The organism is Paraburkholderia bryophila (assembly GCF_013409255.1).
In the GTDB taxonomy this organism is placed as follows: domain Bacteria; phylum Pseudomonadota; class Gammaproteobacteria; order Burkholderiales; family Burkholderiaceae; genus Paraburkholderia.
Genome location: NZ_JACCAS010000002.1, coordinates 1,020,048 through 1,039,851, shown reverse-complemented (window position 1 = coordinate 1,039,851; position 19,804 = coordinate 1,020,048). Strand labels below are relative to the sequence as shown.

General features: G+C 63.8%; 16 protein-coding genes. 5 read left to right on the top strand and 11 right to left on the bottom strand.

The window, feature by feature from the left end:
* Nucleotides 1–51: 51 nt before the first annotated feature.
* From GGD40_RS25845 to GGD40_RS25830, 4 genes are all read right to left on the bottom strand, one after another.
* Nucleotides 52–1,887: an ABC transporter ATP-binding protein gene (locus GGD40_RS25845; protein ID WP_179745561.1), complete on the bottom strand. Its 1,836-nt coding sequence runs from the start codon at nucleotides 1,885–1,887 to the stop codon at nucleotides 52–54.
* Between the two features lie 162 nt (nucleotides 1,888–2,049).
* Nucleotides 2,050–2,388, bottom strand: coding sequence for a winged helix-turn-helix transcriptional regulator (locus GGD40_RS25840; RefSeq protein ID WP_257030714.1), 339 nt, complete (start codon nucleotides 2,386–2,388; stop codon nucleotides 2,050–2,052).
* A gap of 63 nt (nucleotides 2,389–2,451) precedes the next feature.
* On the bottom strand, nucleotides 2,452–2,847 hold the full coding sequence (locus tag GGD40_RS25835; RefSeq protein ID WP_179745559.1) for a DUF934 domain-containing protein: 396 nt from the start codon (nucleotides 2,845–2,847) through the stop codon (nucleotides 2,452–2,454).
* Nucleotides 2,844–4,634, bottom strand: coding sequence for a nitrite/sulfite reductase (locus tag GGD40_RS25830; RefSeq protein ID WP_179745558.1), 1,791 nt, complete (start codon nucleotides 4,632–4,634; stop codon nucleotides 2,844–2,846). Before GGD40_RS25830 ends, GGD40_RS25835 begins: the two co-directional genes overlap by 4 nt.
* Before the next feature lie 302 nt (nucleotides 4,635–4,936).
* Between GGD40_RS25830 and GGD40_RS25825 the strand changes: the two genes are divergently transcribed.
* A complete protein-coding gene (locus GGD40_RS25825) occupies nucleotides 4,937–5,125 on the top strand; it encodes a DUF2970 domain-containing protein (protein WP_035559580.1) in 189 nt (62 codons plus the stop codon).
* Nucleotides 5,126–5,134: 9 nt separating this feature from the next.
* Here GGD40_RS25825 and GGD40_RS25820 read toward each other — a convergent pair whose 3' ends face one another.
* Together GGD40_RS25820 and GGD40_RS25815 are read right to left on the bottom strand one after the other, a co-directional pair.
* A complete protein-coding gene (locus tag GGD40_RS25820; RefSeq protein WP_179745557.1) occupies nucleotides 5,135–6,550 on the bottom strand; it encodes an aminotransferase-like domain-containing protein in 1,416 nt (471 codons plus the stop codon).
* A gap of 58 nt (nucleotides 6,551–6,608) precedes the next feature.
* Nucleotides 6,609–7,382: a TetR/AcrR family transcriptional regulator gene (locus tag GGD40_RS25815; protein ID WP_179745556.1), complete on the bottom strand. Its 774-nt coding sequence runs from the start codon at nucleotides 7,380–7,382 to the stop codon at nucleotides 6,609–6,611.
* Nucleotides 7,383–7,498: 116 nt separating this feature from the next.
* Between GGD40_RS25815 and GGD40_RS25810 the strand changes: the two genes are divergently transcribed.
* Nucleotides 7,499–8,908, top strand: coding sequence for a carotenoid oxygenase family protein (locus GGD40_RS25810; RefSeq protein WP_257030579.1), 1,410 nt, complete (start codon nucleotides 7,499–7,501; stop codon nucleotides 8,906–8,908).
* 13 nt (nucleotides 8,909–8,921) lie between these two features.
* Here the strand turns inward: GGD40_RS25810 and GGD40_RS25805 are convergent, their stop codons facing one another.
* The 5 genes from GGD40_RS25805 to GGD40_RS25785 form a co-directional block, all read right to left on the bottom strand.
* Nucleotides 8,922–9,470: a hypothetical protein gene (locus GGD40_RS25805; RefSeq protein WP_179745554.1), complete on the bottom strand. Its 549-nt coding sequence runs from the start codon at nucleotides 9,468–9,470 to the stop codon at nucleotides 8,922–8,924.
* 224 nt (nucleotides 9,471–9,694) lie between these two features.
* Complete coding sequence (locus tag GGD40_RS25800) at nucleotides 9,695–12,364, bottom strand: glycosyltransferase family 2 protein (protein ID WP_179745553.1); 2,670 nt, start codon at nucleotides 12,362–12,364, stop codon at nucleotides 9,695–9,697.
* Nucleotides 12,361–13,875: a UDP-glucose dehydrogenase family protein gene (locus GGD40_RS25795; protein ID WP_179745552.1), complete on the bottom strand. Its 1,515-nt coding sequence runs from the start codon at nucleotides 13,873–13,875 to the stop codon at nucleotides 12,361–12,363. The genes GGD40_RS25800 and GGD40_RS25795 overlap by 4 nt, the downstream gene beginning before the upstream one ends.
* Before the next feature lies 1 nt (nucleotide 13,876).
* Complete coding sequence (gene galE / locus GGD40_RS25790) at nucleotides 13,877–14,968, bottom strand: UDP-glucose 4-epimerase GalE (protein ID WP_179745551.1); 1,092 nt, start codon at nucleotides 14,966–14,968, stop codon at nucleotides 13,877–13,879.
* Nucleotides 14,965–15,966, bottom strand: a complete 1,002-nt coding sequence (locus GGD40_RS25785) for a UDP-glucuronic acid decarboxylase family protein (RefSeq protein ID WP_179745550.1) — start codon at nucleotides 15,964–15,966, stop codon at nucleotides 14,965–14,967. The genes galE and GGD40_RS25785 overlap by 4 nt, the downstream gene beginning before the upstream one ends.
* A 1,246-nt stretch (nucleotides 15,967–17,212) precedes the next feature.
* Here GGD40_RS25785 and GGD40_RS25780 point away from each other — a divergent pair.
* The 3 genes from GGD40_RS25780 to GGD40_RS25770 all read left to right on the top strand — a co-directional run bounded on the left by GGD40_RS25780 (nucleotide 17,213) and on the right by GGD40_RS25770 (nucleotide 19,712).
* Complete coding sequence (locus GGD40_RS25780) at nucleotides 17,213–17,443, top strand: MbtH family protein (protein ID WP_179745549.1); 231 nt, start codon at nucleotides 17,213–17,215, stop codon at nucleotides 17,441–17,443.
* Between the two features lie 6 nt (nucleotides 17,444–17,449).
* Nucleotides 17,450–18,211 (top strand): thioesterase II family protein, encoded by a 762-nt coding sequence (locus GGD40_RS25775; protein WP_179745548.1) that lies wholly within the window; start codon nucleotides 17,450–17,452, stop codon nucleotides 18,209–18,211.
* A gap of 70 nt (nucleotides 18,212–18,281) precedes the next feature.
* The gene (locus tag GGD40_RS25770; protein WP_179745547.1) at nucleotides 18,282–19,712 is read left to right on the top strand and encodes a peptide synthetase; all 1,431 of its coding nucleotides are present in this window, start codon (nucleotides 18,282–18,284) and stop codon (nucleotides 19,710–19,712) included.
* The last annotated feature ends 92 nt before the right edge of the window (nucleotides 19,713–19,804 follow it).

Here is a 19,804-nt window from a genome sequence, read left to right as displayed (position 1 = left end):
GCTGCCCGTTATATTGCAAGCGCCCGCAACATTCGATCAGGCAAGCATCGCCTACATCAGATCGGGTCGCGGCGCCGGCGTGCGTTTGATCTGCCGCGCGAGCGTGTCGCGATAGATGCCCGGCACGGTCGCCAATTGAGCCGGCGAACCTTGCTGAACGACGCGGCCGCGATTGAGCACCACGATCCGATCGAAGCTCTGCAGCGTCGACAGCCGGTGAGCGATCGCGATCACCGTGCGGTTTTTCATCAGCCGTTCGAGCGCTGATTGAATCGCGATTTCAGAAGCCGTGTCGAGCGCCGAGGTCGCTTCGTCGAGCAGCAGAATCGGCGAGTCCTTCAGGATCGCCCGAGCAATCGCAATACGCTGGCGCTGTCCACCGGACAGCTTGGCGCCGCGATCGCCGGAAATCGTCTCCAGTCCTTCCGGCAGCGCCGCGATGAATTCCAGGCAGTGGGCGTCCTGACACGCGCGGCGCACGTCGGCCTCGCTCGCATCGGGACAACCGTAGCGGATGTTCTCCAGCAACGAGCGATGCAGCAAGGTCACGTCCTGCGGAACGATCGACAGCGCGGCCTGCAAACTTTGCACGGTGACGTGTGCAATGTCCTGCCCTGAAATTCTCACCGTGCCCGAGCCCGGCTCGTAGAAGTGCTGCAACAGCGCAAGCACGGTGGATTTTCCCGCGCCGGAGGGACCGACCAGGCCGACGCGCTCGCCCGCTTCGATGTGCAGATTCAGCGAATTGAGCACGGCCCGCCGGCCCGGATAAGCGAACGTCACGTTTTCGAAATCCACCATGGCGCGGCGGACTTCGAGCGGCGCGGCCTTGGTGGGCTCGGGCATGGAATGCGGGATCAGCAGCGTTTCCGACGCTTCGCCAAGGCGGGCGACGTGCTGGGTCAGATCGACGAACGCGACCGCGATGTCGCGCGAGCCGTGCAGGATCGAGAAGCCCAGCGAGCCGATCAGCACGACGTCGCCGGTGGTGGCCTGGTCGATGCTCCACAGCCACACCGTCCACCCGAGCACGCAGGCGGAGAGGATCGAGGTCGCGACGGCGTGCAACAGCCGCAGCTTCTCCAGATACAGCAGGCTGCGCTTGCGCGCATCGTTCTCGGCAGCTAGCTGGCCGTCGAAGCGCCTACGTTCCGGGAACACCGCGCAGAACGCGCGAACCAGCCCCATATTGCCGATCACATCGACGAGTTCGCCATCGACCGACGCCGCCTGCTTCGCGAATGCCTCGTGCCGGGCGGTGCCCTTGCGCGCCAGCAGAAACAGGCAGAACGCGAGCACCGCCGAAATGCCGACCAGCGTGAGGCTCATCGGAACGCTGACGGCCGCGACCATTGCGATGGCGCCAATGACCGTCAGGCTCGGCGGCAACGCGGTCCACGCGACCGTGTTTTCGAGCACGTAAACCGCGTTGGCCGTGGCCGAGATGCGGCTCGACAGAACGCCGGGTTGTTTGTCGGAGAAGAATGACGGCGCGTGGCCGGCCAGATAATCGAACATTTCCCGGCGGATATCGCCGGTCACCGCGACAAACGTGCGCGCGGAAATCCAGCCGGCGACGCGCCAGAAAAGGTTGTCGGCGAGGATCAGCACCACCAGCACGGCGAACGCGCGCACCACGTTTTGAGGATGAGCGCGACCGCTCGCCAACGCGTCGATCAGATTACGGATGCCGTATTGCGATGCCAATGCGCAGCCTACCGCCGCGACTACGCTGAGTAGAACAACGCTGTGCGCGAATTTGTGTCGCGCCACGTAACGCCAGATCAGACGAATGGGGCGACCCGCATAGCGGGATAAAACGCGCGAACGTCGCCGTCTGCGCACGCGGCCGGCGCGGCTGGTGTCGCCATCATCGACTAAGTCCATGTCGCGTTCTCCGGGTTCGTGGGAGTCGGGCGTCACGAAAACCTGCGTGGCAGGCGTTAGTCGAGAGGTCCGGCTTGCATGCATCGCAAGCGGCGTGCCTCGATGGCGAGTGGTTCGCGTTGTCAGTGATTGGAAAGTATCGGCACGCTCGGATGCCGTGTTTCAGGGCACGCTTTTGCGGTCGAATGCCTGATTGCTCGATTCGATGAGTCCGCTTGAACGCTCCGCCCATTGCTTCAACTCGGTCACGATCGGCAGCACGCTTTGGGCGAGCGGACTCAAGCCGTATTCCACGCGCTGCTGCCGTTGATCGTACGCATAGCGTCGCACGAGCCCGTCCCGTTCCATCTGCCGGAGTGTCTGGGTCAGCATCTTGTCGGAAACGCCGTGAATTCGACGGCGGATGTCGCCGAAGCGTAACGGCTCCTCGCGCAACGCGACGATTGCCAGCATCGTCCACTTCTGACCGATCCGGGAAAGGATCGAGCGGGAAGGGCACATCGATAAAAGCGCGTCGGGTGAGGCTTCAGGATGTCGCAACATGGTCTGATTCGCGCAGGCCGCTCAGGTTCGCCGGAACGGCGCGTCCTGAATCACGTCGCCCTGATAGAACGCCGGGAAGCGATCGAGCTGATGCCGCGCCTCGCTGGGATCGATGCCCTCTTTCAGAACCGCGCTGGAAAACCCGGTGCGTTCCATCTGGATCAACTGGTCGACGAGCACGTCGCCGGTGGCGCGCAAATCGCCCTTGAAGCCGAGCCGGCGGCGCAGCAGATACGCCTGGCTATAAGCACGTCCGTCGGTGAAATTGGGGAAATGCAATTCGACGCGTGCCGCTGCGGCGATTTCGCTCTTCCGGTCGTGAGGGTCTTCGTCGTTCGCTAACGTAACGACGTGCCGTGCCAGCTCCGACGTGTGTTCCGGCACCGTCAGCAACCTGATCCGCGTGGTGTCGTTCATGCTGCGTTCTCCGCGTGCGAGCGGACGCGATCCGCCGCCGCTCTGAACGGTTCGATCCCCGCGCGGCGCACCGTGTCGATGAACGACTCGTGCTTGTCGTCGCGCGTCGCTCGCAGGTCGAGGTACGCGGAGAGCAGCGCGTCGATCACGTCGGGCACTTCAAGCGCAGAGAACGATGGGCCGATCACCTTGCCCGGTTGGGCCCGACCGCTGGCGTGCATGCCGTCCGAGCCGCCTAACGTGACCTGATACCACTCCTTGCCGTCTTTATCGACGCCGAGAATGCCGATATGTCCGCTATGGTGGTGGCCGCATGAATTGATGCAACCGCTAATGTGCAGATCGGTTTCGCCGATGTCGTTGAGTTCGTCGAGATCCTGATAGCGCTCGGTAATGGCTTGCGCGACTGGAATGGAGCGGGCATTGGCGAGCGCGCAGAAATCGCCGCCGGGGCAGGCGATCATGTCCGTGAGCAGATTCACGTTGGCGCTGGCGAGTCCCACGTCGTGGGCGGCTTGCCAGAGCGGCAACAGGTCGTTGACGTGGACCCACGGCAGCACGACGTTCTGCGTATGAGTAACGCGCGCTTCGCCTGCGGAGAAACGGTCCACCAGATCGGCGAGCCGGTCGAGTTGATCCGCCGATGCATCGCCGGGCGCCTGCAGCAGACGTTTGAACGACAGCGTCACGATGCGCAAGGAAGGGTGCTTATGCGCCGCGACATTGCGTTCGAGCCAGCGCCCGAACTGCGGCGTCGCGATGGCCGCGGCCTGCCGCGTCGCGGTTGCTTCGAGGTCGACGGCGGTCTCCGCGCCAGGTCCATGCGGCGGCACGAAACACGCGCTGACGCGATCCAGTTCGGCCTGCGGAATGGTGTGCGGACCGCCGTCGTGCTCGACGATCTGGCGGAATTCTTCGTCGACATCGTCGATATAGCGCTGACCTTCCGCCTTCACCAGGATCTTGATGCGCGCCTTGTATTTGTTGTCGCGACGTCCGTACTGGTTGTAGACGCGCACCACCGCCTCGATGTAATTCATGATCTGCCGCCATGGCAGAAACGCCCGCAGCACCGTGCCGATCATCGGCGTGCGGCCCATGCCGCCGCCCACGGTGACGCGAAATCCCAATTCGCCAGTTTCGTTGCGCAGCAGACGAAGCCCGACGTCATGCCAATCGGTCGCGGCGCGGTCGTCGCTCGCGCCGGTGATCGCGATCTTGAACTTGCGCGGCAGAAACGCGAACTCGGGATGAAGCGTGGTCCATTGCCGCATGATTTCGGCGAACGGGCGCGGATCGGCGATCTCGTCAGGCGCGACGCCCGCGCGTTCGTCGCAGGAAATGTTGCGGATGCAATTGCCGCTGGTCTGGATGCCGTGCATGTCGACGCTCGCCAGCAGGTCCATCACGTCGGCGGCTTTGGCGAGTGGAATCCAGTTGAACTGGACGTTGGTGCGGGTCGTGAAATGCGCGTAGTGCGTCGGCAGGCGAGCGGTGCCGAGCTTGCGCTGTGCTTCGCTGGCGACGCGATAGACCTCGGCCTCGGGCGCGTCGTAGTCGCGTGCGATCCGGGCGAGCATACGCAGTTGCGCACTCGACAGTTCTCCATACGGCACGGCGACGCGCAGCATCGGCGCATGTCGCTGCACATACCAGCCGTTCTGCAGGCGCAGCGGACGAAAATCGTCTTCGCTCAGCTTGCCGGCCTGCCAGCGTTCGAGTTGATTGCGAAACTGCGCGGCGCGGCTGCGCACGAATGATTGGTCAAACGGGGTGTATTGGTACATGGTCCGGGGCGTCGACTGCCGCACAGGGCGCAGGCTTGCTGAGCGTCGTTTTCGTTGGATGGCGCAATGATCGAACGAACGATAGAGGCAACGGTGCTCGCTGAACAGGAGCAGATGCCGCGTAAAACACGCTAGCAGATTGCGGATGTCGCCACGTCTGAAGGATTGTCGGGGCGCGGGAGAGTGGACTGCTGCGCTGGAATTGTCGTCAACTGCTGCTGTTTTTCACGGCCCGGCCGGCTCAGACTTACCCGTGAGATAAAACAATCCTGCGAACTATCCTGCGTTGAGAAGGTGATGCCATGAATCTGTTGAAGATGACGCGAATCGTGCTGTGGAGTTTTTTCGGCATTCGCCGTAGTGCCTCGCATCAGGCCGACATTGCGGACGTCAAGCTGCCGCTGTTGCCGGTGGTCGCCGTTGCGCTCGCTGCCGGTTTCGGGGCGACGTTGTTCGGTTTGGTGAAGCTGGCGATCAACGTCGCGCATTGAGGGCGTGGTTTATGAACTCGCCTGCCCAATCAGCGAGCCCAGCGTTTTGACCGCGCTTTCCATACCGTCACTCCACGGATGTCCGAAATTCAGCCGCACGTGGTGCCTGAATTCGTGTCGCGCGGAGAATATGGGCCCGGGCGCAATGCCGATACCGCTTTCTATCGCGAGACGGTGCAGTTGCATCGCATCGACCTGCGGTGGCAACTGAAGCCACAAGAAATAGCCGCCGGACGGCAAGGTCCAATGCGTGCCGTCGGGCAGGTAGCGGCGCAGCGCGGCATCCATCGCGGCCAACTGAGTGCGGAACGCACCGCGCAGTTTGCGCAGATGCTTGTCGTATCCGCCATGCTGAAGGTAATCCGCAATCGCCGCCTGAGCGGGAATGCTGGCCGATAGCGTGGTCATCAACTTCAGCCGCTGCACCTTCTGCGCGAATCGCCCGGCGGCTACCCAACCAATGCGGTAGCCCGGCGCGAGCGTCTTCGAAAAGGAACTGCAGTGCATCACCAGGCCCTTCGTGTCGAAGGCCTTCGCCGGCAGAGGGTGGGTCGCCGCGTGATGCAGCTCGCCGTACACGTCATCTTCGATCAGCGGCACGTCGTGCTCGGCCAGCAGGTCGACCAGCGCTTGCTTCCGATCTTGCGGCATGCCTGCGCCGGTCGGATTCTGAAAGCTGGTCATGAACCAGCATGCCTTGATCGGATGCCGCTCGAAAGCCTCCTGCAACGCCTGTAAATCGACGCCGGATTCCGGGTCGACGGGAATCTCCACCGCGCGCAGATCGAGCCGTTCGATGGCTTGCAGGGCCGCGTAGAACCCCGGCGATTCGATAGCGACAACATCGCCGGGACGCGTGACAGCCATCAGGCACAGATTGAGCGCTTCCAGCGCGCCGTTGGTGACGACCAGTTCGTCCATGGGTTGGGCAATGCCCATGCCCAGATAGCGCAGCGAAATCTGACGGCGCAGCGCTTCATTGCCGGGCGGCAGATCGACCACCGTACTCCAAGGACTGATCAGGCGGCTCGAATGTCCAAGCGACTTGGCAAGCCGCTGCAGCGGAAATAGTTGCGGAGACGGGAAGGCCGAACCGAGCGGCACCACGTCGATATGCCTCGCGGCTTCGAGCACGGAAAAAACGAGGTCGCTGATTTCGACCTTGGCCGACTCCACCGCGAGCGGCGCTCGGGGCGCCGCTTCCTGCTTGAGCGCCGCGCCTGGCGCGACGTAGTAGCCCGAACGCTCACGGGCGCGAATCAGCCCCCACTCTTCCAACTGGTAATACGCACGAAACACGGTCGACTGGCTGACGCCGTGCTGCGTGGTGAGTTGCCGCACGGATGGCATGCGCGAGCCGACCGGCCGGCTGCCCGAGCGGATTTCGTCGGCCATGGTGTTGGCCAGTAATTCAAAGCGTTTCATGGGGCGGTCGGTGTGGGCCGTGCATGCACATGGCCGATGCTGCGCTGGCGTTCGCCGCTCACTGCGGCGTTTCCGCTTTGGATTTTTTGCCGCTGCCGGTGCTGGTTGCGGGCGCATCTTTCTGCGCGCCGGCAAATTGAACGATCTGAAACTGGTCGATGACCGCATCGACGAGTTCTTCCGCGCTCCGAATGCCGTCGGCCGATGCGGCCAGCGCCTTCAGTCGGCCGTCGATCAATAGCAACGCGAGACCGTGTACATACGCCCAGGCGGCCGTCATCGCGATAGCTTGCGCGGCGTCCGGGCGGCCGAACGCGGCGGTCTCGCCCGGCGTTTCCTTCGGCGGGTTATCGAGCACGCCGGTGAGTGCGCGTGCGGAAAGCTGCCGTGCTTCGATCAGCGACGCTCGCGTGTGATCGAGCATTTCGTTTCGCGACATCAGATGAAGCAGATCGGGATTGTCCACCGCGAAGCTCACGTAGCCGCGCGCGACGGCTTTGTTCCGCGGCCGCCCCGGCGCTTCGCCCTCCGCCTTGGCCGCCATGCTCGCGGCCAGGCGCCGATGACCACTCGCGGCCAATTCGCTCAACACGCCCGCGGTGTCGCCGAAATGATGCTGTGGCGCCGTGTGCGACACGCCTGCCTCGCGAGCGATCGCACGCAATGTGAGACCGCGTATGCCGTCCCGCCGTAACACGGCCTCGGCAGCGGCCAGCAGCGCTTGCGGGAGCGACCCGTGATGATAGGGCTTGTCCTGCGTTGCCGCGGCAATCGGTTTCTTTGTTTTCGACGATGCGGCGGCTTTGCGGCCTGTTGACGACCCATCTTTCATAGCGGCGGATTGAACTCTCTGGTTTTCTGATCTTGAAAAGACATGTTGACCAAAAGGGCCGTGAAAGTCAAAATCTTTCCACTGGAAAAATATGAGGTGGCCGTATGAGCGAGCACATGAACGCAGAGGCATTTCAAGCCAACTTGCCGCCAATCGACTTCGAAGCGGACTGTGGGCCCTTGCGCGTGCGTGGCGCGTTGCCGTCCGGGCTCGCGGGTGTGCTGGTGCGCAACGGTCCCAATCCGCTTTATCCCGATCCGGCGCAGCACTGGTTCGCGGGGCACGGCATGGTGCACCGCTTCGAGTTCGCGGAGGCGGGCGTGACCTACCGGAACCGCTGGGTCCGCACGCAACGCTGGCTCGCCGAGCGCGAGCGCGGCGTCGCGCGGGGCAACGCGTTCGGTGACTCCGCTAACGACTCGCTGCCGTACGACGACGGCAGCGCCAACACTAACGTATTGATGCATGGCAAGCGTCTGCTTGCGCTGGAGGAAGCGCACTTGCCGGTCGAACTGCATGCGCGCACGCTGGATACGCTCGGTCAGATCGATTTCGGCGGCGCGTTGCATGGCGCGTTTACCGCGCATCCCAAGCTCGATCCTGTAACGGGTGAACTGCTGTTCTTCGGCTATGGCGGTCCAAATGGATTGGGCGCGGGCATCACCGCGGGCAGCCTCGACGCGCGTGGCAACGTCACGCATCTGCGGCGCTTCGACGCGCCCTACGCGAGCATGGTGCATGACTTCGCGATGACCGCGCGGCATCTGCTGTTTCCCGTGACGCCGTTGACGGCGAGCTTGCCAAGGTTGCGGGCGGGCGGTCCGGCCTACGCATGGGAGCCGCAGTTCGGCGCGTTCGTGGGTGTCATGCGGCGCGACGGCAGCGGCGAGGTCGAGTGGTGGAAAGGGCCGGCGTGCTTCGTCTTTCACGTGATGAACGCGTGGGAGCAGGACGATTGCCTCTACATGGACGTGATGCAATTCGACGCTCCGCCGAATTTCCCCTGGCCCGACGGCCGCCCGGTCGAAGACGCCGGCCATGCGCGCCTGTGTCGCTGGACACTGGATTTGCGCAGCCACGCACGCGTGTTCGCCAGCAAGCTCATTGCCGATATCAGCGGCGAATTTCCGCGTATCGACGAACGCTTTGCCGGCGCGCCGTATCGTCACGGATGGCTGGCCGCGCATTCGGACGACGAGAGCGGCCTCTTCACGCGAATCGCTCATATCGATCACGCCAACCCGCAATCGCGCGACGTGTTCGAACTGCCGGAGGGCGACGCGACATCGGAGCCGGTCTTCGTGCCGCGCATGCCCGATGCCACAACCGATGCCCGGGAAGGCGATGGATGGATCCTGGCAATCGTGTTCCGTGGAGCGCAAGCGCGCAGCGATCTGCTGGTGTTCGATGCGTTGAACGTCGCGGCGGGACCGCTGGCGACGGTGGAGATTCCGCACCGCGTGCCGAACGGGTTTCATGGAAACTGGCTGGCACGCGATTCGGCAAACGATTCGGCAAGCGATTAAGTGCCGCCAAACATCACGCCCGTTTTGCCGCGTGTTGAGTGGGATACCACGCGGTGAACTTGAACGCACCAACGAGGGCAGCAACCGTCGCGACGATTCCCACCGAATGCGGCAACGCCGTCGCATAAGCCATGGCGATATCGGCCAGCACGAGCGCGCCGAACGCCGCCGCCCATGCCGCGCTGATCACATAGTTGACGTGGATGAATTCAGGGCTGTTCCACAGTTCGCGCGCCACGGTTTCGCGTGCGTATTGCAACGTAAATGGCCGGCGCAACGCGATCGAGGCGAGAACGATCAACATGAGTCCTCCGTCGACGCGCAAGCGCACGGCGGCGATGGACCATTGCACGTCGCTGGTCAGCGCGTAGAGCGTCAGGGCGCCAAACAGCAGGAACGTGCCGACTTCGAGCAGTTTGATACGACGCACCGGGCTCACGAAATCGCGGATCAGCAGCGCGGCGGCAACGATCGCACCGGCGGCCAGTCCCGCCTGCGCACCGGCGAGGCGTTCGATTACCGCAAAGGCGAGGAACGGGGCAAACGTCAGAAGAAAAGTCATGGTGATCTCCAGAATGACGCGCGGATCGCGCGGTGGCGCGGGAGGTGGCGTCGAGCGAGGGGGTAAGGCGGTGACTTCGCTACAAGCTGGAAATCACCAAATCTTTACAGTGTAAAGATTGTCGTCGTAAAAAATCCGCCCGTCAAGCGCGGATCGTCAAAGTCGACGGAGCGCCGTTCGTGCGCGCTCCGTCGGCCTGCTGTTAATCTGCGGTCACCCCGCTGTCACCCTGTCCCGCCAATCGACTCCAATGCCCCCGGCGCCACGCGCCAGTCAGGACGATGCAAGGTCATCGGCCACGCACCGGGCGCATCGACGGCATTGAAATACAACACCGCCTTGAGCATCGGCATGGTCGTCATGGCATGTTGCAGATCGATCAGTTCGCTGCGTTGGCGCTCGGGGCCGCCGTCCACGCCCATTTCCGCCACGATCACCGGCAAGCCGTACTGCGTTACGCGCAGATACTTTTCTTCGAGCATCCGGGCCAGCGGCTGATTGGCGCCCGGCATACCGCAGGACGAACAATCGAACAGCGACAGGCCCACATAGTCCGTAAATTCCTTGCCGGGGAAATAGGCGTTGAGCGTCGTGTCGCCGCGTGGCGACCAGACGAAGCGCATCAGTCGTGTGTTGTCGCGGCAACGGGCGACAAAATGCCGGTATGCCTCGACGTAACCCTGCGGATCGTCCACCGCCCACGGATAGCGTCCGGTCGACGTCTCCATCTCCTGGCCCCAGCGCACGAACACCGGCGCGTTCAGCGAGCGCAGCGTGCCGCACACCGAATCGATCTCGGCGTCGTAACCGCCTACGCGGATGTCGCGCAGCAGCGTGTGACTGTTGCGGGAGCGGGCCGGCCACGGTTCGATCGACACCAGCAATTGACGGTCGAGACGGTTCGCATACTCGTAGGCGTTCTGGATCAGCGTCGGCGCGCCCGGGTCGTCCCACGAGACGAAGATATGTTCGATGTCGATCGCATTGTTCTTCGCCGGGAACGCGTGTTCCGGGTCGTAGACGCCGAGCAATTGCGGCTGCGCTACCACCACTTCCGGCACCGCCTGCGGTCGCGCCGAGACGTCATGCCCGAGTAGTGCGTTCGCGCCTTCCGGCAAGCGTTCTGTCATGCCCATGCCGAGCACCATCACAGCGGCCGCGAAGGCCACGCGGCGCACGGCGGGGCCGTCGCCGGCGGTCAGGCGGAGCAGGGACAGGCGTTGCCCTTGTTCATGAGCATGTGCCACGACGATCAGCACGGCGACCGTCAGATAGACCAGTGCATTGACGCTCGATATTACGTAGAAGCCGCGCGCATTGCCGGCGTCGTCGATCATGACGAGCGGCAGGCTGCAGACCAGCGAGATCGCCAGATAAGGCAGCACCACGCGCAACGGCGGCCGCTCGTCGACGGGCACGCCTTTGGGCGTCACGCGAAAGGCGAATTCCCGTCCACGCAGACAGTCGGCGAGCGCCGAGCCGATGCCGAGCAGCGACCACGGCCAGCGCGCGAACAGGAACGCCATGCCTTCCCACGAGGTCACTTTCGCGTCGAACGGCCGGAAACTGCCGGTGCGGCGCACCCACGCCATCACCAGCAGAATGCTGATCGTGACGGCGCTCGCGTAGCCGAAGTAGGACAGATACGCGACGTCGCTCCACACGCGGCGCGTGACCAGCGCGATCACGGGCATCGCGACGGTCGCGGCCATGGTCAGCGAAAACAGCGGATACCAGAACTGCGCGAACAGGAACTGCGCCTTCAACCGCAACGGCAGCACCTTGAAATAGCGGCGCGTATAGCGCAGCAGAATCACCGCCAGACTCTTCGACCACTGATATTCCTGGGTGGCCATGTCGGCGAACGTGCGCGGACCTTCGCCGTGCGCAATCGCGCCCAGCGCATGCACGCCGCGCCAACCATGCGCGTTCATCATCAGTGTGGTCGAGTGATCTTCGGCGAGTTCGGGCCCGAGACCGCCGATGGCACGCAACGCAACGGTGCGCACCGCGTAGTGCGAGCCGATGCACAAGGGCGCGAGGCCGCCGTTGTGCCCGGCCTGTAACGAACCATGCAGCGCACCTTCGGCATGCAGCCGGCCGCGCGCGGACCAACTGCCGGCGGCGTTGCTGTCGCAGATGCTCGGCGCGGACACGTAGCCCACGCGCGGATCGGCGAAGGGCCGCAGAATCGCTTCGAGGTAGCCGGGTTCGGGCACGTGATCGGCGTCGAGTTGCGCGACCAGGTCGTAGCGCTCGTAGCCGTAGTGATCGTAGAAGTAGGCGAGGTTGCCTTCCTTGCATCGCGTGCGTCTGGGCCATGACGCGTTGTGATAACCGTCGACGCCCTTGCGTGTCGACAGCAGCACGCCGTGGCGCATGCACCAGTCGATGGTGGCCACATCGGGATCTTCGTCGGCGAGCCAGGTGTCGTGCGGATAGGGCTGGCCGAGCATCGCGAGTAGCGTCGTCTCGACGACCGCGAACGGCTCGGACGGCGCCTTGGTCACGACCATCGCCACGCGCAAACCGGCCGGCACCGGCCACGCCGGATTCGACACGCGGGCTCGCGCGAAGATCAGCATGAAGTAGCCGGGAATGACCGTGGTCCAGAACAGCACCGCGCAATTGACCCCGTAGCGGACCGGGTCGATGTTGTGTTCCGGCTGCAACCACCAGACCCAGAACGCGATCAGCGCGAAGGCCCAGCAGACGCACAACGCCGCGAACTGGACGCGCTGCCGGCGCGTCAGCAGCGGCACCAGAAACGGTTCGCCCGCGTGGAACCGGGCCGCCGGCCCGGCTCCACTGTGCGCGTCGGCGCCGGTGTGCGGCTCGGCGCCGCGCCAGCCTAATTGCGCCGGCGACCCCGGCGCGACGGGTGTGTCGCTCATGTCGCCTCGCCGGCCGTCATCGACACGGCGGCGGCGCTAGCGATAGCGACGGTTGCCTCCTTGTCGTCCGGCACAGCGGCGTTCATCGCCATGGCCGGCGTGGTGGCCAGCATCAGCAGATCGCTTTGCGACGGAGTCCAGCCGATCTGCCGATGCACCATCTGCACCGACAGTTGACGCTGCGCGACGCTGGCCGATTTGCGCCCGACCCGCACGTAATGCCGGAAGCCGTTGCGCCGTACCCAGGACTCCTCGTAGAGATTGCGCAGGTCGATCATGACCGGGTCCGACATGTGCGCGGCCAGCTCGCCGAGATCGCATTCGACGAAGTGCCGCCAGTCCGTCAGGATCACCACCGCGTCGGCGCTGCGGATCGCGCCGATCGGCGTGCTGGCGATGCCGATCATCGGCAGTAGACGCGCGGCCTCGGCGGGTTGCGACGGATCGTACGCGCGGATTTTCGCGCCGCGCTCAGCCAGCGCGCGGATCACGTCGATGCTCGGGCTTTCGCGCACGTCGTCGGTTTCGCCTTTGAAGGTCAGGCCGAACACCGCGAGCCGCTTGCCCGCCACCGAGCCGCCGCAGGCCTGTTCGATCTTGGCGACGACCGCGTCCTTGCGCTGCGTGTTGGCTTCGATCGCCGCGTCGACGATGCGCATCGGCACGACATATTCCGACGCCGTCGCCTTCAGCGCGCGCGTGTCTTTCGGAAAACACGAGCCACCCCAACCCGGCCCCGCTTTCAGAAAGGCCGCGCCGATCCGCCGATCGAGACCGATGCCGGCGGCGACCCGTTCGACGTCGGCGCCGACCACCTCGCACAGGTCGGCGATCTCGTTGATGTAGCTGATCTTCACCGCGAGGAACGCGTTCGCGGCGTACTTGATGACCTCGGCGGTTTCGATTTCGGTGGCCAGCACCTCATAGCCCAGTTGTGCGAGCGGCGCATAGATGCGGCGCATGACGGCGGCCGCGGCCTCGTTCTCGGTGCCGAACACGATACGGTCGGGATGCAGGAAGTCTTCAATGGCCGAGCCCTCGCGCAGGAACTCGGGATTCGAGGCGACCGCAATCGTCTGGCCGAGCCGCAGATGACGTTCGGCGACCTGCTTGACTTGCCGGTTGGTGCCCACCGGCACGGTCGATTTGGTGACGATCACGGTGAAGCGGTCGACGCTTGCCGCGATTTCCTGTGCGACGCCCATCACGAAGCGCAGATCGGCGCGGTCGGTGCCCGGATGCGACGGCGTGCCGACCGCGATGAAGACCGCTTCGCGTTCGCTCACGCTGGCGGGCAGATCGAGACTGAAATGCAGACGGCCCTGTTCGACGTTGCGGCTCACGAGTGCGTCGAGGCCGGGCTCGTAGATCGGAATCACGCCGTTGTTCAGGCCGTCGATCTTGCGCGCGTCGGTGTCGATACAGATCACGTCGTGACCGAGCTCGGCCAGGCAGGCACCGGTGACGAGACCGACATAACCGGTCCCCACAATGGCAATGCGTACGGTCATTTCATACCTCCGTTCGTTGGTCCAACGATTGCGCGAGACGAGCCGGCCCGGCGCCCGCCGGGTCGAGGCTGTCGTGCGCGGTTTGCTGCGCGGGTTCGGTCTGTCCTGTCTTTTCCGCCTGCTCCGTGTGCGTCATGAACCACTGCGCGGCGGTCGCGACCATCGGCGCAATTTCGACGAAGCGCGGCCGCCAGCCCAATACTTTTTCGGCCAACGCGGCGTTCGCATACAGCTCGGGTGGATCGCCGGCACGGCGCGCCGCGTGAATCACCGGCACCGTGCGTCCGGTGACGGCGGCCACCGCGTCGATCAGTTCGAGTACCGAGGTGCCGCGGCCGGTGGCGAGATTGAACGCGCCGCTCGGGCCGCCGCGGCCGAGATGATCGACGGCGCGCAAATGCGCATCGGCGAGATCGGTGACGTGCACGTAGTCGCGCACGGCCGAACCGTCCGGCGTCGGGTAATCGGTGCCCATTACGCGGAAGGGCGGCGCGCTGCCGAGTGCGGCGCCGATCGCCAGCGGAATCGCATGAGTCTCGGGCGCGTGCCGCTCGCCGAGTTCGCCGTCCGGATCCGCGCCCGCCGCGTTGAAGTAGCGCAGCGCGATCCAGCGCATGCCGTACGCGCGCTCGTAGTCCGCGGCCAACCGTTCCGTTGCGAGCTTCGTGAAGCCATACGGATTGACCGGCTGTTGCGGACTCGCTTCGGAAATCGGCAGCGTGGCCGGAATGCCGTAGGTCGCGCAACTCGACGACAGTACGATCCGGCTCACGCCATGCCGGCGCATGGCGTCGAGCAGCGACAACGTGCCGGCCACATTGACGCGGTAATAACGCGCCGGATCGACGACCGAGTCACCTACATAAGCTAGCGCCGCGAAATGCAGCACGAGCTCCGGCCGATAGGTGATGAACGCGGCGTCGAGCGACACGGGGTCGAGAATGTCGCCGGTATGCAGCGGTCCCCAACGCACGGCGTCCGCGTGACCGGTGGACAGGTTGTCGAAGACGATTGGCGTGTGGCCGGCTTGCGCCAGCGCTTTGCAGGTATGGCTGCCGATAAAACCGGCGCCGCCCGTGACGAGGACTTTCATGCGGCCATCTCCTCGGCGAACGGCGCCAGCCAGAGTTCGTTGGTGAAGTACGCGATCGTGCAGGCGAGCCCTTCCTTCAACGGAATGGCCGGCTGCCAGTCGTACAACGCGGCGGCCATGCCGATGTCCGGACGGCGTTGCTTCGGATCGTCGACCGGCAGCGGCCGCGTGACGATCGACGACGGCGAGCCGGTCATGTCGATCACGCATTCGGCCAACTCACGCATGGTGAACTCGCCAGGATTGCCGAGGTTGACCGGACCGCTCGCCGCTTGCGGTGCGCGCATCAGGCGGAAGAAGCCTTCGATCAGATCGTCGACGTAGCAGAACGAGCGGGTCTGGGTACCGCCGCCGTACAGTTCGAGCGGGGCGCCGTGCAGCGCCTGCACGATGAAGTTCGACACGACGCGGCCGTCGGCCGGATCCATGCGCGGGCCATACGTGTTGAAGATTCGCGCGACGCGCACGTCGACGCCGTGGCTGCGCTGGTAGTCGTAGCAGAGCGTTTCGGCGGCGCGCTTGCCTTCGTCGTAGCAGGCTCGCGGGCCGGTGGAATTCACCTGGCCGCGATAGCTCTCGACCTGCGGATGCACTTCGGGATCGCCGTACACCTCGCTGGTCGACGCCTGGAACACGCGGGCACCGGCGTTGAGCGCGAGGTCGAGGCAGTTCTTCATGCCGAGCACGTTGGTCAGCAGCGTATGCACGGGATCGCGTTGATAGCAGGGCGGCGAGGCCGGGCAGGCGAGATTCCAGATTTCGTCGACATCGATTTGCGGCAAGGGCATCGACACGTCGGCCTCGATGAACGAGAACTGCGGCAACGCGCGCAGATTCGCAATGTTCGCGCGCCGTCCGCTCATCAGGTTGTCCACGCAGACGACATGCGCACCCTCGGCAATCAGCCGGTCGCACACGTGGCTGCCGAGAAAACCCGCGCCTCCCGTGACCATGGCAATGGGACGTTTCTTTGCTGCATCCAGCGATCTGACGTTCATGACAACTCCTCGAGTCGGTGAATACTCCGATTAAATGATCGGAGTAGATGCGGGAATCAGGTCATATCAATGGCGAGTAAGTCGTGGCGTGATGAATAGGGCGATTTTTTGGATAAATAGTGTGATGATTTAAATCGATTAATTTTCGTTTCACTAAAATCCGGGCATAGCTTCGCCCGCCCACTGCCAGATGGAAGGCAGCTGGTGTGAAGTAATTCCGAATTCAGGCCGGGGCGCGGCGGATTCTCATCGAGTCAATAAGTATTTTCCGTGGCAGGTCTACTTTGTAGAAAGCATTGCAGGCCTGGGTTGTAGACCTTGGTGCGTTGCGTCAAACGTACCGGAAATACTTGGAAAGAAAAATAACAAGTTGCGGGTGCAACAATATTTAAACCGTTATGTTTTCGTGTTTTTGGTGTGGTTTAAAGGCCTCGTTGTATTATTAATATAGTTTAATCCGGACGACGCTTTATAGGATGCTTTCGGCAATGGATAGCCGCGGATTACGGCAGCCGGATAGAAAAGAGAGTCACGTTGCATCACCTTGACAGTGAGCAAAAATTCTCGTTATTTAACCAAATAGTAATCAGGTGCTCCGCTGGCGCGAGCGCACATCGTGTTTTGCGAAAGGCAAAGCAAGGCTGTGAGGTGTCAGCCTGCGTCGGCCCGTGTCGGAATCGGCAGGAGGTCGGTACGTGTCGAGCGCGCACGCGTACCGGTGAAAGTCCTGGGCCGTGCAATGGATCCGAAGACGAATGCGCAACGCGTGAGCGGCTTGGGTTAGTCGCCGGTCGCCAGTTGCCAGGCGCCGTTTGCCAGCCGTTGTCGCTTCGCGAGGGTACCTCGCCGGGAGAATTTACAGCACGCTATACGCGATGAATTTCTAAGCAATGCTCGATGAGTGCGCGCGTGATCCTAATCGAATTTCGTGACGCCCTCCAGCAAACCCATCTTGTCCGTAGTGCTACGGTTTCGCGTAGAAAAATAAATATTGGCAATGCTATTTCGTAGCAAGTCATTGATTGATCGGCGGAAACGGCACGTTGGAAACATGCATCGCGCATTTCGTCGGATTTGATGGTTGACACCTTTCCTTTCGCCTTCTAACCTTCGAGTCCAAATGGGAATGATTGTCATTCGCGACAACGGACATTCGCTAATCGAAGCCATTCATGGGAGGGCATCCCAGATGGACTTCACTCCTTCATTCGTATTGCAGATCAAATTACCGTAGCGGAGCGCATTCATGAGTTGGGGCGACGAGAACACGAATTTCCACGTAGTAGTGAATCACGAAGAGCAGTACTCGATCTGGCCGGACTACAGGGAGGTGCCTGCGGGCTGGCGTCTGGCCGGCAAGCAGGGCAAGAAGGAAGAGTGTCTCGCGTGGATCGATCAGGTGTGGACCGACATGCGTCCGCTGAGCCTGCGCAAGGCCATGGACGCGGACACCGTCAGCGGGGCCGCTCAGGCCTGACGCGCGATGGACGCACCGATTACGTTGGTCTGCCTGCCTTATGCCGGCGGCAGTCGCGCGATGTATAGCGGCTGGTCGAAGCAGATGCCGTCATGGATCGACCTGTGTCCGCTCGATCCGCCGGGGCACGGCCAGCGCCGTTCCACGCCCGCGGCCGGTTCCTGGTCCGAGCTTGTCGACGCGCTCGTCCAGGCGTTGCCGGATACCGCTGCATCCGGAGACATCGCGATTTTCGGTCATAGCATGGGCGCGCTGGCCGGCTACGAACTCGCGCATGCGCTACGCGAAACGACTGGGCGCTCGCCCGTCTGGCTCGGCGTCTCGGCTTGCACGGCGCCGTCGCGGCGCGAATTCAACACGCAGTGGCGCACCTGTTCGGACGAGGCGATGATCGACGAGTTGCGCCGACTCGGCGGCACGCCGGCCGAACTGCTCGACGATCGCGACTTCATCGAACTCGCGCTGCCCACATTGCGCACGGACTTCGATCTCTGCGGCACGTACCGGGCCGATCCGCGCCGTGCGCCGCTCGATTGCCGCGTCACCGCGTTCGGCGGCGTCGACGATGCGGTTTCGCAGGCGCCCGGCGCGCTTGACGCCTGGGCCGACGTCACCCGGGCGAAGTTCGAACGCCGCCTGTTTCAGGGCGGTCATTTCTATCTCAACGAGGTCGCCGGCTCGGTGATCGAGGCCGTGGTGAGCGCGCTCTCGACGGCGCGGATGCAATCGCGCGCGCCACTCGAGGGTAGGCCGTGGACGCTTTGGTGAATCATGAAATGCCGCTCGCCGGTGGCGTTCTTTCAAACCCGGTTCCCGCAACAGACAGGATTTTTCGATCATGACGCAAGCCTTGCCACCGCTATTCGACTTCACGCCGTTTGTCGGCCGCAGCGAGCAGTACGTCTCGCTGATCAGGCAGTTCGCGCAAGCGCATGCGTTCCGCAGCGCGAGCGTCGACGAACTGGTGCTGGACGGCGATTTCCATCGCCGCCCGCTGCGTCCCGAGGACTTCGAGTTCCTCAAGTTCATGAAGCCGGTGCGCGCGGATAACGTGAGCCGTCTGCCGTCGCTCGCAGCCAATCGCACGCTACTGTCGATTTACGAGCTCGACGTGCTGCGCGCGCCTCACAGCACCGAGGCCGCCGACTGGCAGCGTTTCGCCGATTTCTATCGCGACGACGTGCGTACCCTTGGCGCCGAAATCGCGCCGTTTCTCGAAAATTACGCCTTCTCATACCTGGGCAGCGAGGCCGATCCGTCGCGCGATCTGGCGGCGGCCGGCGCACAACTGCGCACCCTCGTCGACGCTGAACTCGCGTTCTGGGACGCGACCTTCGCGCGGCTGATGCGCAACGACTACCTGGAAGAGGGGCTGCGCTTCATCATGGTCCAGCGCTGGGCGCTCGCACCGACCAAACGCCGCGCGCTCGCGCTGGCGCAGGCACGCGGCTTCTTCGACACGCTGCCGCACGACGCGCATCCGGTCCTGAGCGGCGGCTTCCCGGAAGAAGGCCTGCTCGAACGCGTGTCCGGCGCGTGCGGCGTGACGCGCCAACAGCACGCTTACTGGCAGTTCTATCTGCCGACCAGCACCGCCAAATGCAACCTGCTGAGCGCGCTGGGCCGCCGTCCGGGCAGCGCCTTCGGGTTCGTCGGCGCGGCGTTCGCTGCGCAGGCGGAATGGCTCGCCTTCGGTCTCGCGCTCGAACGCGCGTGCGTGCATCTGCAGCCGGCCGGCAAGCGCCCGGCCGATGCCGGCGCGCTGAAAGCCGAACTCGTGTCGCGCGCGGAACGCGCGTTCGCGCACATTGCCGAGCAGCAAGGCCCGCTCGCTTATGCGCAGGCCTTGCAAGGTCTCGACGCCGGCGAGAAGCTCGCCGACCGCGGCCGTTGGGACCTCGGCGAACAACTGCGCTGGCTCTCCGCGATCGAGCGCTATTGCGGCTTCGCGCGCCAAATCAGCACGCGCATCGACGCCGAATGCCCGGACATCGATCGCGAGACTTTCGTCGAACCGCACGAAATGTGCTCGACGACTCACGTGCATAACGATCACCGTCTCGTCACGATCGAAGAAGGCGAGATGCTGTTCTGGGGCAACGTCGGCATGCAACTGAAGATGAATCGCGGCGACATGGTTCTGATTCCCGACGGACGTCTGCACGGTTCGACCGTGGTATCGGGCGAATGCACGTATCACCAGCCGATCATTCCCGACGACTGGGTCCAGGCACTGACCGCCGAACTCGATCCGGCGCCCGCGCGCTGACGCGCGACGCGGCTCGAAGCATCTCAATCAGGCGCTCCCCAGAAGGGCGCCGATTCTCCCCACTCGACACTCTCCGCCGTGCGCATGCGCGA

Excerpts from the sequence above, each read along its gene's own strand:
- GGD40_RS25845 (WP_179745561.1), bottom strand. The coding sequence starts at position 1,887 with ATGGACTTAGTCGATGATGGCGACACCAGCCGCGCCGGCCGCGTGCGC.
- GGD40_RS25840 (WP_257030714.1), bottom strand. The coding sequence starts at position 2,388 with ATGTGCCCTTCCCGCTCGATCCTTTCCCGGATCGGTCAGAAGTGGACG.
- GGD40_RS25835 (WP_179745559.1), bottom strand. The coding sequence starts at position 2,847 with ATGAACGACACCACGCGGATCAGGTTGCTGACGGTGCCGGAACACACG.
- GGD40_RS25830 (WP_179745558.1), bottom strand. The coding sequence starts at position 4,634 with ATGTACCAATACACCCCGTTTGACCAATCATTCGTGCGCAGCCGCGCC.
- GGD40_RS25825 (WP_035559580.1), top strand. The coding sequence starts at position 4,937 with ATGAATCTGTTGAAGATGACGCGAATCGTGCTGTGGAGTTTTTTCGGC.
- GGD40_RS25820 (WP_179745557.1), bottom strand. The coding sequence starts at position 6,550 with ATGAAACGCTTTGAATTACTGGCCAACACCATGGCCGACGAAATCCGC.
- GGD40_RS25815 (WP_179745556.1), bottom strand. The coding sequence starts at position 7,382 with ATGAAAGATGGGTCGTCAACAGGCCGCAAAGCCGCCGCATCGTCGAAA.
- GGD40_RS25810 (WP_257030579.1), top strand. The coding sequence starts at position 7,499 with ATGAACGCAGAGGCATTTCAAGCCAACTTGCCGCCAATCGACTTCGAA.
- GGD40_RS25805 (WP_179745554.1), bottom strand. The coding sequence starts at position 9,470 with ATGACTTTTCTTCTGACGTTTGCCCCGTTCCTCGCCTTTGCGGTAATC.
- GGD40_RS25800 (WP_179745553.1), bottom strand. The coding sequence starts at position 12,364 with ATGAGCGACACACCCGTCGCGCCGGGGTCGCCGGCGCAATTAGGCTGG.
- GGD40_RS25795 (WP_179745552.1), bottom strand. The coding sequence starts at position 13,875 with ATGACCGTACGCATTGCCATTGTGGGGACCGGTTATGTCGGTCTCGTC.
- galE (WP_179745551.1), bottom strand. The coding sequence starts at position 14,968 with ATGAAAGTCCTCGTCACGGGCGGCGCCGGTTTTATCGGCAGCCATACC.
- GGD40_RS25785 (WP_179745550.1), bottom strand. The coding sequence starts at position 15,966 with ATGAACGTCAGATCGCTGGATGCAGCAAAGAAACGTCCCATTGCCATG.
- GGD40_RS25780 (WP_179745549.1), top strand. The coding sequence starts at position 17,213 with ATGAGTTGGGGCGACGAGAACACGAATTTCCACGTAGTAGTGAATCAC.
- GGD40_RS25775 (WP_179745548.1), top strand. The coding sequence starts at position 17,450 with ATGGACGCACCGATTACGTTGGTCTGCCTGCCTTATGCCGGCGGCAGT.
- GGD40_RS25770 (WP_179745547.1), top strand. The coding sequence starts at position 18,282 with ATGACGCAAGCCTTGCCACCGCTATTCGACTTCACGCCGTTTGTCGGC.